The sequence below is a fragment of the Sphingobium sp. B7D2B genome, assembly GCF_025961895.1.
Taxonomy (GTDB): Bacteria; Pseudomonadota; Alphaproteobacteria; order Sphingomonadales; family Sphingomonadaceae; genus Sphingobium.
The window spans coordinates 2,162,271-2,176,219 of sequence record NZ_JAOQOM010000001.1; the positions used below are offsets into that span (position 1 = coordinate 2,162,271).

Here is a 13,949-nt window from a genome sequence, read left to right on the forward strand (position 1 = left end):
GGCCATCTGTCTAAACCAGCACATCCAACGCCCTGACGCCAGCGCCGATGCCGAGCTTAGAAGCATTAAATAGTGCCGACGCGTCTCCTTTGCCACACCAGAAGGCACAGCGCAGGTGCAAAAGCCCTCCCCTTGATTGCAAAGTTGGTCTAGGGCGCGACCATGGCTACCTCGGCGTCCACCCCAGACAATGACGATCGGCGCAAAGCGGGCGATCTTGGCAATCTGCGACTGATCTGGCGCGCCGCGCTCCGCTACCCCGGCCGCATAGCCGGCGCCGGCTTCGCCCTGGTTCTCGCCTCTGCAGCAACGCTTGCCATCCCCAGTGGTTTCAAGCTGGTCATTGATCGCGGTTTCGCCTCGGGACTGGACGGGGACATCAGCCGCTGGTTCCAGTATCTGCTGCTCATCGTGGTCATCCTGGCCTTTGCGACCGCCATGCGCTTCTACTTCGTCGCCTGGCTGGGCGAGCGCGTGGTGGCCGATCTGCGGATCGCCGCGCAAGCCAATCTGCTGCGGCAGGAGCCGGCCTTTTTCGAGCATAACCGCCCCTCCGAGATCGCCTCTCGCATGACGGCGGATACCGCCATCATCGAGCAGGTCGTCGGCTCGACGGTCTCGGTGGCGATGCGCAATCTGCTCACCGGTTTTGGCGGCATCGTCTATCTGTTCATGCTCGCGCCGCGCCTTACGGCGATGCTGCTGTTCGGCATTCCCATCGTGCTCGGGCCGATCATTCTGGTCGGTCGCCGCCTTCGCGCGCTCTCGCGCAACAGTCAGGATCGGCTGGCTGCGGTCGGCAGCATCACCAACGAAGTGCTGAGCGCCATGAAGATCGTCCAGGCCTTCGGTCAGGAAGAGCGCGAGGCCGGACGATTCCGGCGCGCGGTCGAGGACAGCTTCCGCACGGCCCGCCAACGCATCACGCTGCGGGCAGCCATGACCGCGACGATCATTCTGGTGATCTTCGGCTCCATCACGCTCATCATGTGGCAGGGCGCACTCGACGTCGCAGCGGGCCGGATGTCCGGCGGCAGCATCGCAGCCTTCGTGATGACGGGCGGCCTAGTCGCGGGTGCCTTCGGGGCGCTCACCGAGGTCTATGGCGATCTGCTGCGCGGGGCCGGCGCCGCCACCCGGCTGAGCGAACTGACCAGCGCCGTCTCCGAAATCCGCCAACCGGCCCGGCCGGTCGCCATCCCGCAGCCCGGTCAGGCGCGGTTGACGTTCGAGAACGTGGCCTTCCGCTATCCGACGCGGCCGGATTTGCCGGCCCTCATGGATTTCTCGCTGGATGTCGCACCGGGCGAGACCGTGGCGATCGTCGGCCCATCCGGCGCGGGCAAATCCACGCTCCTTCAGCTTGCAGAGCGGTTTTACGATCCGTCCCGCGGGAGGGTCCTCCTCAACGGCGTCGACCTGCGGCAGGCAGACCTGCTGAGCCTGCGCAGCATGATCGCGCTGGTACCGCAGGAAACCGTGATCTTCGCCGCCAGTGCGCGCGACAATCTGCGTTACGGACGCTGGGATGCCACCGACGAGCAGTTGATGGAGGCCGCGCGCGCAGCCAATGCCGACGGCTTTCTCAAGGCGCTGCCGCAGGGCTTGGACACCGAACTCGGCGAGAGCGGCGCCCGCCTCTCCGGCGGCCAGCGCCAACGCGTCGCGATCGCCCGCGCGCTTCTCAAGGACGCGCCGCTGCTGCTGCTCGATGAAGCGACCTCCGCGCTGGACGCGGAATCCGAAAGCCTGGTGCAGGATGCCCTCGCCCGGCTGATGAAGGATCGCACGACCATCGTCATCGCCCATCGCCTGGCGACCGTCCGCGCCGCCGACCGCATCGTCGTCCTCGATCAGGGCCGGATCGCGGACATCGGCACCCACGCGGACCTGATTGCCCGCGGTGGCCTCTATGCGCGGCTCGCATCGCTGCAGTTCGACGAACCGGCCTGATCGCCAGGGGATTGGCGGAGGTGGGCGCGGCGGTCAGCTGTTGATGATGCGGCGGTAGCTCTTAGCTGCTTAGCTCGCGAATGTTTGGCCCGGCTGCCGCTTGCCCAAATGAGCGACGCTCACATAAGTCGGCTGCGTCGGTGTTCAGGATCTCACATGGGAGCACCGAGACCGGCAACGCGCCCATGCACTTCCAGATCCTAAGAACGCGTGCAGAATGGCATCGAGGTATCGACCAAGTCTTTAGCAGGTTCGCGAGCCACGCCCCGTCGACCTCGGAAGCGAGGTCCCTTTCGGTGCTGCCTGTCGTGTGCAGTAAACCGGCAATGGGTCTGCAGCGCGGCACGGAACTGACCGAGCGTGTCCCACGATCCCGGCGAGCAAGCCTCAGTGCGCCCTCTTGCCCTTTGCCGGCGAAGCGCATCATGTCGAGCGCGCGCGCTTGATTGGCCCGAGGTCGTCAGTCCATGCTCGCCCCACGCAGAATATGGTCGAAAATCGCCGGATGCATCGGTGTCTCGAACTCGCACCCCGCTTCATGGTCGCACACCCAGGTGACGAACGCCTTGCGTCCTTCAAAGCCGGCAAACATCACCCACACTTCCATACCGACCTGAAGCTTCACGTAGCTCATCAAGCGGAAGCCCGTGAGCGACATGTCCGAAATCCGGCTCTTGAACCAGCTCTCGCCCTTGCGGCGCACACGGACGCCAATCAACACCGACTGTCGCGCTGACGAACGAGCGGACGGCTCATTCATTCTGTCTGGAACTGCGCCCATATCGACCTGCCTGCCTGGAATATCGCACGATACGACAGGGAAGCTTACCATCGTCCTAATCATAGGAGTTCCGCCCGGCCCCGCAGATGAGGGCCCGAAAACGTACATGGGCCTCGACGAACGACCACCTGCCTATCTTGATCGCTCAAAATCAGCAGCGCCGAGTTCAGTGTCAGAGCGACGGCTAATTCCAGAACGGTGTCACCGGCGCCATCGAAGGCCTAAAACCGTTATGCTGATCTGACGTGTGTGCTTCCGCCACTGGCGCTTGCTGGCCTCACCAGACCAACAACAGTGTTCGCACGCGGTGCGCAGGATCAAGGTCTTGAAGGCCGACTACCCCACGCCCACGCGGGGGGCGAAGCCCCTCCGAGGCCCATCACCATGCCCGGCACGTTACCCCCGGAAGTCCAACAAAAAAGGGGGCCGAAGCCCCCTTTTCCAAACACATCCAGATCCGCGACGAAGCGCGTTTCCGCTATGATCAGAACACGCCGCCGTAGCGGTCGTTGCCGACGAAGCCGAGCTTGGTCACGCCAGCGCGCTTGATGATGGCGAGCACCTCATCAACCACCACATAACGAGCCGACTGGTCAGGCTCGAACTGCAGCTCAGGCTCCGGGGCCATACGGCTGGTCTGATCGAGATACTGGCGCAGCGTCACCCGGTCGACCGGGGCGCCATTCCAGTAGATCGTGCCTGCCGGATCGATGGTCAGACGATTCTTGACCGGGTCGATCGTGTTCTGCGGCGCGTCTGCATTCTGCGGAAGGTCGATCTTCACCGCGTGGGTCTGGATCGGGATCGTGATAATGAACATGATGAGGAGCACGAGCATGACGTCGATCAACGGCGTCGTGTTCATTTCCATCATCGGCTCGCCGTCGTCGCGGCCACCACTCATTGCCATGGGACTGGTCTCCTAAACTTGGGCGTCAGAGGCGACGGACGGAAATCGAAGCCGGGTCGGGCTCGGAAATGAAGCCAACCTTCGGATAACCAGCGCGCTGCATCGTGAAGATCGTGCCGCCGATGCACCGGTACGGCGTATCGATGTCTGCACGGATGTGCGCTTCGGGCAGATCGTCGGGGTTCATGTTCTCCACGCCACCGGCCTTCTCGATATCCGCTTCCAGCTTCTTGACAGCGCGGTTGAGAAGATCGCCGGCCGTGACCTTGGTCACGTTCCAGTACACTTCGCACTGCCCATCCACTGCGCGAACCGTAAGGCTCACATTTTCCGGCTTCGTGGTCGTTGGCTCGAAGGCGATCTTCGGCAGCTTCACGTCCACTGTCTGGATCACCACCGGAATTGCGATGAGGAAGATGATGAGAAGCACCAGCATGACGTCCACGAGAGGCGTCGTGTTGATGTCCGACATCGGGGTGTCATCACCACCACCCCCAGAGCTAATTGCCATCGATCAAAATCCTAACTCTTGGCTTTGGAAGCACGCACGTCCTTGCGGAGGCTTGATGTGGCGACCGCTCGAGGATCGCCACACCTGCTTCATTTGATAGCTCAGGCCTTGGCGGCAGCCGGCTTGGCAGCGGGCGCGGCCGGGGCAGCAACCACGGTCGGACGGACCGCACCGTTGGACACCATGTAGCCAAGCAGGTCGTTGTTGAAGCCGCTCAGGTCCTCAGCAATCGACTTGTTACGACGCTGCAGCCAGTTGTAGGCAAGCACCGCCGGAACGGCCACGGCCAGACCCAGCGCGGTCATGATCAGAGCTTCACCGACCGGGCCGGCAACGGCGTCGATCGAGGCCTGACCGGACGCACCGATCTTGATGAGCGCGCGGTAAATACCGATAACCGTACCGAACAGACCGATGAACGGCGCGGTCGCACCGACGGTCGCGAGGAACGCGAGGCCACCGCCGAGCTTGGAGTTGATGGCAGCTTCCGAACGCGCGAGCGAAGCGTGCATCCAGTCATGTGCCTCGACCGGATCGGTCAGCTTGGCATGCTGTTCCTGCGCCATGATGCCGTCGTCGACCAGCTGCTTGTAGGCGCTGTTCTTCTCGAGCTTGGCCGAACCCTCCTTGAGGGTCGCCGAACGCCAGAACGTCGTACGGACCTTCTTGGCCTGGCCGATCACCTTCTGCTGCTCGATGAGCTTCGAGAACAGAATGAAGAACGAGAACACGGACATGCCGCAAAGAATGATGAAAACGGTCCAGGCGATCACGCCGCCCTGCTCGAGGGCTTCCATGAGACCGTAAGGGTTATCGGCCGGCGCAGCGGCTGCGGACAAATAAATCAACATTCGTGTATTCCTCTCAAACCAGTCGGTGAATGGGCCGTCCCTCGCCCCGGTTCGGGACGGCCGAAATCAGGATTAACGTTCAAGCTTCCAGACGACGCGACGCGAGCTGCTGGACCTGATCGGGTTGCCGGCTTGATCGAGCGCGGGAGAATAACGTCCCCGGCGAACGATCAGGCTGCAAGCGGTTTCGTCGAGATCCCGACGGCCGCTCGACGCGGTCACTCGGCAATTCTCCACCCGACCCTGCTCATTGATCTCCCATGCGATCGTCACGGAACCCTCGGCTTCGTCACGACGGGCGCCTGCAGGATAGTCGTCAGACGTAATCCAGCTCGCAGGGTTACCCCTGGCGCCAGCGGCCTTGCTGACCACCGGCGCAGGCGGCGGCGGCGGTGCAGGCGGAGCCGGCGGAGGCGGCGTGGGAGGCGGCGGCGGCGCCAGAACCGGAGCCGTGCTCGGCAGCGAAATCATCGGCGGCGGCGCTGTGGGCGGCGGCGGCGGTGGCGGCGGCATGTCTGGCGGAGGCGGAGGCGGTGGCGGCGGCTCCTCCTCTGGCGGCGGCGGCTCCTCTGCCACGTCGATGACGTTCAGCTGTTCTGCAGCCTGCTTGACATACTTGATGCCAAGCCCCGTCACAAACGCATAACCGAGGATCGCGTGAATGATTGCCACGATGATAAGAGAAACCGTCCTACCGGACGATTGTGACTGGTCAGCATAGGCCATTCAGCAATGACACTCCCTAGCTCGATACAGCGCTGACAATCAGACCACGAATCGACGAAATGCCGTAAAGCACGACGTCTTCCGTGCGATACTGATCGCTCGGGCTCCTAAATTCCGAGGCATGTCCTATCGTGGCAAAACGTGTGAAGCAAACGCTTTGTTGACGGTGGTCACCTCTGCTTAACCCCCTATGTTAGAGGCTGAGGAAGGCCTATCAGGAGAATTGCGTATGACCGACACAATCCGACGCCCAAAGGCCCGGTTCAAACTGGTGGCAATCGGTTGCAGCGCCCTGTTGACAGCCGCTTTCCCCTTTATTTGCACTTCCGCTACGGCACAGGTGGCAGAATCGCCAGAGCCTGCAAGCTTGAGTTACGCGCGGATGGCCGAACTGGTATCGTCATCCCCCACGGTGGCGCGCATTACCGTGCGTTCTATCGTCGCCCTCAAGCGTGAGCGCGCGCCCGATCTGCCGGAAACGCGGAGCCGTTTTTACGTCCAGGCTGAAACGCTCGGCTTGATTCGCAGTGATGGCGTGATGTCCAAGCGAATCTCTTTCCTCGTGGACGGGTCGGCGGAAAATGCTCGACGCCCCAACCTCAAGAACAAGATTTTTCTCGCTTTCGGCAAAGTCGGCCAGCAGGTGAGCGAGTTCCAGTTGAGCGCGAGCACGGCGCTCGTGCCCTGGACCCCCGCCAACGAGGCGCTGGCGCGAAAGGTCATCGAAGATCTTTACGCGCCGGGGGCACCTGGTCCGATCACCGCCATTACCTCCGCCTTCCATGTGCCAGGCGCGATTGTGGGCGAAGGGGAGACCCAGATCTTCCTCGGCACGGCGGACGGCTCGCCGATTTCGCTGTCGGTGATCCGCAGACCGCAGGAGCAACCGCATTTCAGCGTGTCGCTGGGCGAGGTTGTGGATGATTCGGCGAAGCTCCCCGAGCGGGACACCTTGCTGTGGTATCGCCTCGCGTGCAGCTTGCCCGATCAGCTTCCGGCCCTGGCCCTCACCGAACTGGCGCGCAACGATGCGGAAGCCGCCAGTCGCGATTACAACGCATTCCGGGCCGCGCTCGGACCATGTGACCGCACCCAAACGCCGGTCATTTAGGCAGAGGGCTCTTTCCTGAACGGGATTACCCGCTATGAGCGGCGGCGGACCTCCATGCGACCGCCGCTCAAACATTTTTTGCAGGACATGATCATGACCGACGCCTCTTCCCGCCCCCTTCGCCTCGCCATCGTCGGCCTGGGAACCGTGGGCGCCGGTGTCATTCGCCTGCTGGAGACCAACCGGGATCTGATCGCCCGGCGTGCAGGCCGCCCGATCGAGGTGGTCGCCATTTCCGCGCGGGACCGCAGCAAGGATCGCGGGCTCGATCTCTCCGCCTATGAATGGGTCGACGACATGGCGACCCTTGCGCAGCGCGAGGACATCGATACGGTCGTCGAGCTGATCGGCGGCGCGGATGGCCCGGCCCTGACGCTGGCCCGCCAATGCCTGAGCCAGGGCAAGCCTTTCGTCACCGCCAACAAGGCGATGATCGCTCATCATGGTCTCGATTTGGCACATGAAGCCGAGCGGAGCGGCGTTGCGCTGAAATATGAAGCGGCCGTCGCGGGCGGCGTGCCAGTCATCAAGGGCCTGCGCGAGGGCGCCGCTGCCAATCGCATCATGCGGGTCTATGGCATCCTCAACGGCACCTGCAATTACATCCTCTCCACCATGGAGCAGCATGGCAGCCCGTTCGACCAGGTGCTGGAGGACGCGCAGGCCAAAGGCTATGCCGAGGCCGACCCCACCTTCGACATTGACGGTATCGACGCCGCGCACAAGCTCTCGATTCTCGCCAGCCTCGCCTTCGGCACGGAGATCGATTTCGGCTCGGTGGACATCACTGGCATCCGCAATGTCATGGCTGCCGACATCCGCGAGGCGGCATCGCTCGGCTTCAAGATCAGGCTGGTCGGCATGGCAGAGTGCGAGGCGGACGGCAGCGAGAATGTCGGCCTCTTCCAGCGCGTCCACCCCATGCTGGTGCCGCTCGATCACCCGCTTTCCCATGTCGATGGCGCGCTGAACGCGGTTGTGGCGGAGGGCAATTTCGTCGGCCGCCTGTTCTTCCAGGGCGCCGGCGCTGGTGAAGGCCCCACCGCTTCGGCCGTGGTCGCAGACGTTATCGACGTGGCGCGCGATGAATATGGTCCTGCCTTCGCCATGCCGGCCGAATGGCTGCAGCGCCAGGTCAAGGCCGATGCCGGCCAGCGCACCGGCCGTGCGTATTTGCGCTTCCAGGTCCAGGACCGCCCCGGCGTTCTGGCGGAAATCACGGCGGCGATGCGGGATTCGGGCGTGTCGATCGAAAGCGTGATCCAGCGGGCCGCCACCGCGGACGAGGGCGTTCTCGTCGCCATCGTCACGCACCCAGGCGCCCTCTCCGCCATCGACGATCTGCTGCGCAGGCTCGGCGGATCGGACAGTCTACTGGGCGCACCGATGCTGATGCACATCCTCGACTGACAGTCGCGACCCCGCGCTTAGAGGCCGGGATGCGATATGCGCCCGGCCGCACCGGTAAGACGCTGGCTCATTATCGACATTGCAACAATCCTCGCCTATCGCGTCCCATCAATTCAGCAAAGGATGCCGCAGGATGGGGAAGTCGAATACCGTCGAAGCCAGTTCCGTACTCGATCGGGTACTTGTTCTTGAGATGGTGCGCGTCACCGAGGCCGCCGCGATCGCCGCGTCAAAGCTCGTGGGGCGCGGCGACGAGAAGGCCGCTGACGCTGCTGCTGTCGAAGCTATGCGCAAGGCCTTCGATGGCCTGTACATGGATGGCACGGTGGTGATCGGCGAAGGTGAGCGCGACGAAGCCCCCATGCTGTACATCGGCGAGAAGGTCGGCGGCGCGCCGGGCCGTGGCCCCAAGATCGACATCGCGCTCGATCCGCTGGAAGGCACGACCATCACCGCCAAGGCCGGCCCCAATGCGCTTGCGGTTCTCGCTGCGGCCGAGGAAGGCAATCTGCTCAACGCGCCGGACGTCTACATGGAGAAGCTGGCGGTTGGCCCCGGCTATCCGCCGGACATCATCGACATGCGCAAGAGCGCCACGGAGAATGTCGAGGCGGTCGCCAAGGCCAAGGGTGTGAAGCCCTCCGAGATCATCGTGTGCGTGCTGGATCGCCCGCGCCATGAGAAACTGATTGCCGAACTGCGCGGTATCGGCTGCGGCGTGGTGCTGATCGGCGACGGCGACGTGGCCGGCGTGATCGCGACGACGGACCCGGACACCACCATCGACATGTACATGGGCTCTGGCGGCGCGCCTGAAGGCGTGCTCGCCTGTGCGGCCCTGCGCTGCGTCGGTGGCCAGTTCAACGGCAAGCTCCTGTTCCGCAACGAGGACGAGAAGGCCCGCGCCCGTAAGTGGGGCATCACCGACCTCGACCGCATCTACAAGCTGGAAGACCTCGCCAAGGGGGACTGCATCTTCGCTGCAACCGGCGTCACCGATGGTTCGCTGCTCGAGGGCGTCAAGCTCCTGCGCGGCGGCAAAATGACCACGAACAGCGTCGTGATGCGGGCCTCGTCCGGCACGGTCCGCTGGGTCAAGGGCGAGCATCGCGCCCGCGACTGACGTACCGAGTATTCAGAGATTGAACCGCCCGCCTGCGTTCGCGCATGGCGGGCGTTTTGGTATCTGACGCCAGTTCGCTCTACTTCTTGAGACGATATCCGGTCTTGAACATCCAGGCGATCACCGCGAGGCAGATGACCAACATCGCGCTGACGAACGCCACGGAGACGCCCATCGCGACATCGCCCTTCCCGAAGAAGGTCCAACGGAACCCGCTGATCAGATAGACCACCGGATTGAACATGGTGATCGTCCGCCAGGGCTCGGGCAGCATATGGATTGAATAGAACGCGCCGCCCAGAAAGGTCATCGGCATGACGACGATGAGCGGGATGACCTGCAACTGCTCGAAACTCTGCGCCCAGATGCCCAGGATGAACCCGAACAGGCAGAAGCTGATCGCGATCACCATCATGAACAGGATCATGGCGAGTGGGTGCGCGATCGGCAGATCGACGAACAAATGCGCGGTCGCGAGAATCACCAGGCCGATGATCATCGACTTCGTCGCTGCAGCACCCACATAGGCGATGATCGTCTCCAGCGCGGAAATGGGCGCAGAGAGCAACTCGTAGATCGTGCCGCTATATTTGGGCATGTAGATGCCGAAGCTGGCGTTGAAGATGCTCTCCGTGAACATCGACAGCATGATGAGGCCCGGCACGATGAAGGCGCCATAGGGAATTCCGTCGACCTCCGTCATCCGCGAGCCGATGGCGCTGCCGAACACCACGAAATAGAGCGTGGTGGTCAACGCCGGGACGACCAGCCCCGTCATCAGCGTGCGCTGGAAGCGGTGCAGCTCGAACAGATAAATCGCGCGGATCGCATGGATGTTGATGCCGCTCATGCCGCCTGCTCCGACCGGGTCGCGGGCTTGTGGACAAGATCCACGAAAATGTCCTCCAGCGAGCTTTCCTTGGTGTTGAGGTCCTTGTAGCCGATGCCAAGGGCGCTCAGCTGGCCAAGGAGCGCGGAGATGCCGGTGCGCTCGGCCTGGCTATCGAACACATATTCAAGCTCTGCGCCTTCGCTCTCCAGCGTCACACGCCAGTCAGACAGGGCAGCAGGCACCGCCGACATCGGCTCGTTGAGCGTGATCCGCAGCGTCTTCTTGCCCAGCTTCTTCATCAGCCGCGCCTTGTCTTCCACCAGAATCAGCTCGCCGCCGGTGATGACGCCCACGCGATCGGCCATGTCCTCGGCTTCCTCGATATAATGGGTCGTGAGGATGATCGTCGCGCCATTGTCCCGCAGCTGGCGAACCAGTGCCCACATGTCGCGGCGCAGTTCCACGTCGACGCCGGCAGTGGGCTCATCCAGAAACAGCAAGCGCGGCTCATGGGCGAGCGCCTTGGCGATCATCACTCGCCGCTTCATGCCGCCGGAAAGCTCCTGCAGCTTGGAGTGGCGCTTGTCCCACAGCGTCAGGTCGCGCAGCACCTTCTCGATATAGGCATCGTCGCGCGGCTTGCCGAACAGGCCGCGGCTGAACCGCACCGTATCGATCACGCGCTCGAACTGATCGGTCGAGAGTTCCTGCGGCACCAGACCAATGGTGGCGCGCGTCTGGCGATAATCCCGTACGATATCGTGCCCGCCGACATGCACCGTCCCGCCACTGGCGCGCACGATGCCGCAGATGATGGATATGAGCGTCGTCTTGCCAGCGCCATTCGGCCCGAGAAGCGCGAATATCTCGCCCTCCTCCACATCGAGATCGACGCTGCCGAGTGCTTTGTGACCGCTGGCGTACTGCTTGGTGACGCCACGGAGCGAGAGGATAGCCGTCATGATAGCGCAGCTACTCCATCGGTCAGGACTTGCAAAGAGCGGCGTGCGGATAAACGGTTCAGCTCGAAAGACGCCGTTCGCAAAATGACCCACTTCGGACGATTTCTCCGTTCGTCCTGAGTAGCTGCTGTGCCTGTCGAAGCGGCGTATCGAAGGATTCGATGCTTCGATACGGCTCCTCGGCACGCGCCTGCGGCGCACCTCAGACCCTACCCAGCACGCGGCGAAGACTAACCCGCCCCTATCACGACGCTCCTATCCTTTCCCCCATAAGCTCGGCTAAGGTGGCGCCATGCGCTTTGCTCTGGATATCGATCGCTCGCTCACCGGCCGTGCCTGGCGTTGGCGCGGGCCTGAGCCGTGCGGCAGCGGCGGCAATCTCGTGGACGATCTGCTGCGCGCGCGGGGGTGCACGCATGACAGCCTGGAGCGCGAACGGGCGCCGACCATCCGCAGCTTCCTGCCCGATCCGTCCATCTTCCAGGATATGGACCGCGCCGCCGAGCGGCTCGCCGCGGCCGTCATAGACCGGGAATCGGTGACTATCTTTGGCGACTACGACGTGGACGGCGCGACGAGCGCGGCCCTGCTCGTCCGGCTGCTGCGCGAGCTCGGGCTTGATGCCGGCGTTTACATCCCCGACCGACTGATGGAGGGCTATGGCCCATCTGGAGAGGCGCTGGTGGCACTGGCACGCAGCGGTGCCAGCCTTGTCGTCACGGTCGATTGCGGCGCCCAGGCCTTTGCCGCGCTGGAGGCCGCGCGCGCCGTGGGATTGGATGTCATCGTCGTCGATCACCACAAATGCGCCGCCTCGCTCCCCCCTGCCCTCGCGCTGGTCAACCCTAATCGGCTCGATGAGGCCGACGAGGCCGCCGGCCATGGCCATCTCGCCGCGGTTGGCGTCGCCTTCCTGCTCGGTGCCGCGCTGGTCCGCACCTTGCGCGCGCGGGGCTGGTTCGCCGCCCGCCCGGAACCGCGCTTGCTGGACCTGCTCGATCTGGTCGCGCTGGGCACCGTCGCAGATGTGGCGCCCATTCGGGGCCTCAACCGCGCCTTTGTCGCCCAAGGGCTCAAGACGATGGCGCGGCGCGGCAATATCGGCCTCAACGCCCTGCTTTCCGCGAGCCGGCTGGAGCGTGCTCCGCAATGCTCGGACCTGGGCTTTGCCTTGGGACCGCGCATCAATGCCGGCGGGCGTGTGGGCCGCTCGGATCTGGGCGTGCGCCTGCTCACCACCACCGACCTCGATGAAGCCGCCATGCTCGCCGCAGAGCTTGACCACCTCAATCAGGAGCGGCGTGCGATCGAGGCGACCGTGCAGGAGGAAGCCGAGGCCCTTCTCGCAGAGCTGGGCGAGCGCTCCGTCGCCGTGATCGCCGGCGATCTGTGGCATCCGGGCGTAATCGGCATCGTGGCCGGGCGCCTGAAGGAAAAGATCACCCGCCCGGCCATCGTCATCGCCATTGACGAGGACGGCATCGGCAAGGGCTCGGGACGCTCCATTACCGGTGTCGATCTGGGCGCGGCCATTCTGGCCGCCAAGGACCACGGGCTGCTCATGGCAGGCGGCGGGCATGCCATGGCGGCTGGGCTTACCGTTCGCCGCGAGCATGTGACCGCGCTGGCGGAGTTTCTGGAGGAGCGGCTGCGCGAGGATGTCGCCCGCGCCGCCACCGCCCGCGCCCTCCTCATCGACCTGCTGGTCGCGCCGGCCGGACTGACGCCGGCGCTGATCCAGTCGATGGAACAGGCCGGCCCCTTCGGCAATGGCTGGCCCGCGCCCCGCGTTGCGCTGGGTCCGGTGCGCGTCGTGCGCGCGGATATCGTCGGGACAAGCCATGTGCGCGCCATCGTGGCGGGCGAGGATGGCCGTTCGCTCAAGGCCATGGCCTTCCGCCAGGCAGAGACCGAGCTGGGGCAGATGCTGCTCTCCTCCCGCCCCGGCACGCGCTTCTGGCTCGCCGGCCGCGCCAAGATCGATGATTGGGGTCCACGCCCCGCCGCCGAGCTGCATATCGAGGATCTTGCCATCGCCTGAGCAAATGGCCTTGACCGCGCCAGACCATCCCCGTAAAGGCGCCCTCTCACGGCAGCGATACACATCGCTCGCTCAGTGGCCCCTTCGTCTAGCGGTCAGGACGCGGCCCTCTCACGGCTGAAACACGGGTTCGATTCCCGTAGGGGTCACCATCCTTCCCGGCTGGGCAGGCTTGGAAAAGCCCTTCATCTCCCAAAACAGATTCTTGACCTGCGATCATCCCTTCGGTGATCGGATACGCGCATGTATGGCTCGCGACCGCGAAATTTCGCGCGATCCCAGAGGGCAGGCTACAAGGGAAAAGTCACAGCGCCCAAACCCCTTCCCGAGCGCGGGAAGAGCGAAATGATCGCTATTTGGGGTGTCAGAAAAATGGTGCCCAGAAGAGGACTCGAACCTCCACGACCTTGCGATCGCCAGCACCTGAAGCTGGTGCGTCTACCAATTCCGCCATCTGGGCACGGGGTAGGACCGGCGCTTTAGGGGGGCTGTTCGGGGGTGTCAACAGCCTCGAACAGATAAGATGGGATTGATGCAAAATATTGTGTCGGGGTCAGCCAGAGAGGCCGCGGAAGGCCAGAACGACGATCCAGACAGCCGCGAAAATCGCGATCCAGATGAGGATCATCTTCACCAGATGGTGGAGCGGGAGGCGGCGCAGGGCCAGGCTGCTGCCGACGAGGACGAAGGCCAGGACGAACCAGAGGCTGTGCGCAATCATATCGGCCATGGCCAACT

13 protein-coding genes and 2 tRNA genes are annotated in these 13,949 nt (G+C 63.8%); 6 read left to right on the top strand and 9 right to left on the bottom strand.

Annotated elements, in window-relative coordinates:
- Positions 1–162: 162 nt before the first annotated feature.
- Complete coding sequence (locus M2341_RS09890; protein ID WP_264585112.1) at positions 163–1,953, top strand: ABC transporter transmembrane domain-containing protein; 1,791 nt, start codon at positions 163–165, stop codon at positions 1,951–1,953.
- Positions 1,954–2,413: 460 nt separating this feature from the next.
- On the opposite strand, the gene M2341_RS09895 is transcribed toward M2341_RS09890, so the two are convergent.
- The 5 genes from M2341_RS09895 to M2341_RS09915 form a co-directional block, all read right to left on the bottom strand.
- Complete coding sequence (locus M2341_RS09895; protein WP_264585113.1) at positions 2,414–2,734, bottom strand: PilZ domain-containing protein; 321 nt, start codon at positions 2,732–2,734, stop codon at positions 2,414–2,416.
- Positions 2,735–3,218: 484 nt separating this feature from the next.
- Positions 3,219–3,644, bottom strand: a complete 426-nt coding sequence (locus M2341_RS09900; RefSeq protein ID WP_181559759.1) for an ExbD/TolR family protein — start codon at positions 3,642–3,644, stop codon at positions 3,219–3,221.
- A gap of 25 nt (positions 3,645–3,669) precedes the next feature.
- Complete coding sequence (locus tag M2341_RS09905) at positions 3,670–4,155, bottom strand: ExbD/TolR family protein (RefSeq protein ID WP_181559760.1); 486 nt, start codon at positions 4,153–4,155, stop codon at positions 3,670–3,672.
- A gap of 101 nt (positions 4,156–4,256) precedes the next feature.
- A complete protein-coding gene (locus M2341_RS09910) occupies positions 4,257–5,006 on the bottom strand; it encodes a MotA/TolQ/ExbB proton channel family protein (protein WP_181559761.1) in 750 nt (249 codons plus the stop codon).
- A 72-nt stretch (positions 5,007–5,078) separates the two neighbouring features.
- Positions 5,079–5,732, bottom strand: coding sequence for an energy transducer TonB (locus tag M2341_RS09915; protein WP_264585114.1), 654 nt, complete (start codon positions 5,730–5,732; stop codon positions 5,079–5,081).
- Between the two features lie 229 nt (positions 5,733–5,961).
- Here M2341_RS09915 and M2341_RS09920 point away from each other — a divergent pair, with 229 nt between their 5' ends.
- The 3 genes from M2341_RS09920 to glpX all read left to right on the top strand — a co-directional run bounded on the left by M2341_RS09920 (position 5,962) and on the right by glpX (position 9,376).
- Positions 5,962–6,843 (top strand): hypothetical protein, encoded by an 882-nt coding sequence (locus M2341_RS09920; protein ID WP_264585115.1) that lies wholly within the window; start codon positions 5,962–5,964, stop codon positions 6,841–6,843.
- Between the two features lie 93 nt (positions 6,844–6,936).
- Entirely contained in the window at positions 6,937–8,253 is a 1,317-nt protein-coding gene (locus tag M2341_RS09925) for a homoserine dehydrogenase (protein WP_264570382.1), read from the top strand.
- 133 nt (positions 8,254–8,386) lie between these two features.
- Positions 8,387–9,376, top strand: coding sequence for a class II fructose-bisphosphatase (gene glpX / locus M2341_RS09930; protein WP_181559765.1), 990 nt, complete (start codon positions 8,387–8,389; stop codon positions 9,374–9,376).
- A 79-nt stretch (positions 9,377–9,455) separates the two neighbouring features.
- Here the strand turns inward: glpX and M2341_RS09935 are convergent, their stop codons facing one another.
- Both M2341_RS09935 and M2341_RS09940 read right to left on the bottom strand, forming a co-directional pair.
- Positions 9,456–10,226, bottom strand: a complete 771-nt coding sequence (locus tag M2341_RS09935; RefSeq protein WP_181559766.1) for an ABC transporter permease — start codon at positions 10,224–10,226, stop codon at positions 9,456–9,458.
- Positions 10,223–11,170: an ABC transporter ATP-binding protein gene (locus M2341_RS09940; RefSeq protein ID WP_264585116.1), complete on the bottom strand. Its 948-nt coding sequence runs from the start codon at positions 11,168–11,170 to the stop codon at positions 10,223–10,225. The genes M2341_RS09935 and M2341_RS09940 overlap by 4 nt, the downstream gene beginning before the upstream one ends.
- Positions 11,171–11,462: 292 nt before the next feature.
- Between M2341_RS09940 and recJ the strand changes: the two genes are divergently transcribed.
- Positions 11,463–13,211 carry a single-stranded-DNA-specific exonuclease RecJ gene (gene recJ / locus M2341_RS09945; protein WP_264585117.1) on the top strand — a complete coding sequence of 583 codons (1,749 nt, stop codon included), beginning with the start codon at positions 11,463–11,465 and terminating at the stop codon, positions 13,209–13,211.
- Between the two features lie 77 nt (positions 13,212–13,288).
- Positions 13,289–13,363, top strand: a tRNA-Glu gene (locus M2341_RS09950).
- 221 nt (positions 13,364–13,584) lie between these two features.
- Here the strand turns inward: M2341_RS09950 and M2341_RS09955 are convergent.
- Both M2341_RS09955 and M2341_RS09960 read right to left on the bottom strand, forming a co-directional pair.
- A tRNA-Leu gene (locus tag M2341_RS09955) sits at positions 13,585–13,671 on the bottom strand.
- Positions 13,672–13,764: 93 nt separating this feature from the next.
- Positions 13,765–13,941 carry a hypothetical protein gene (locus tag M2341_RS09960; protein ID WP_264585118.1) on the bottom strand — a complete coding sequence of 59 codons (177 nt, stop codon included), beginning with the start codon at positions 13,939–13,941 and terminating at the stop codon, positions 13,765–13,767.
- Positions 13,942–13,949: the final 8 nt, after the last annotated feature.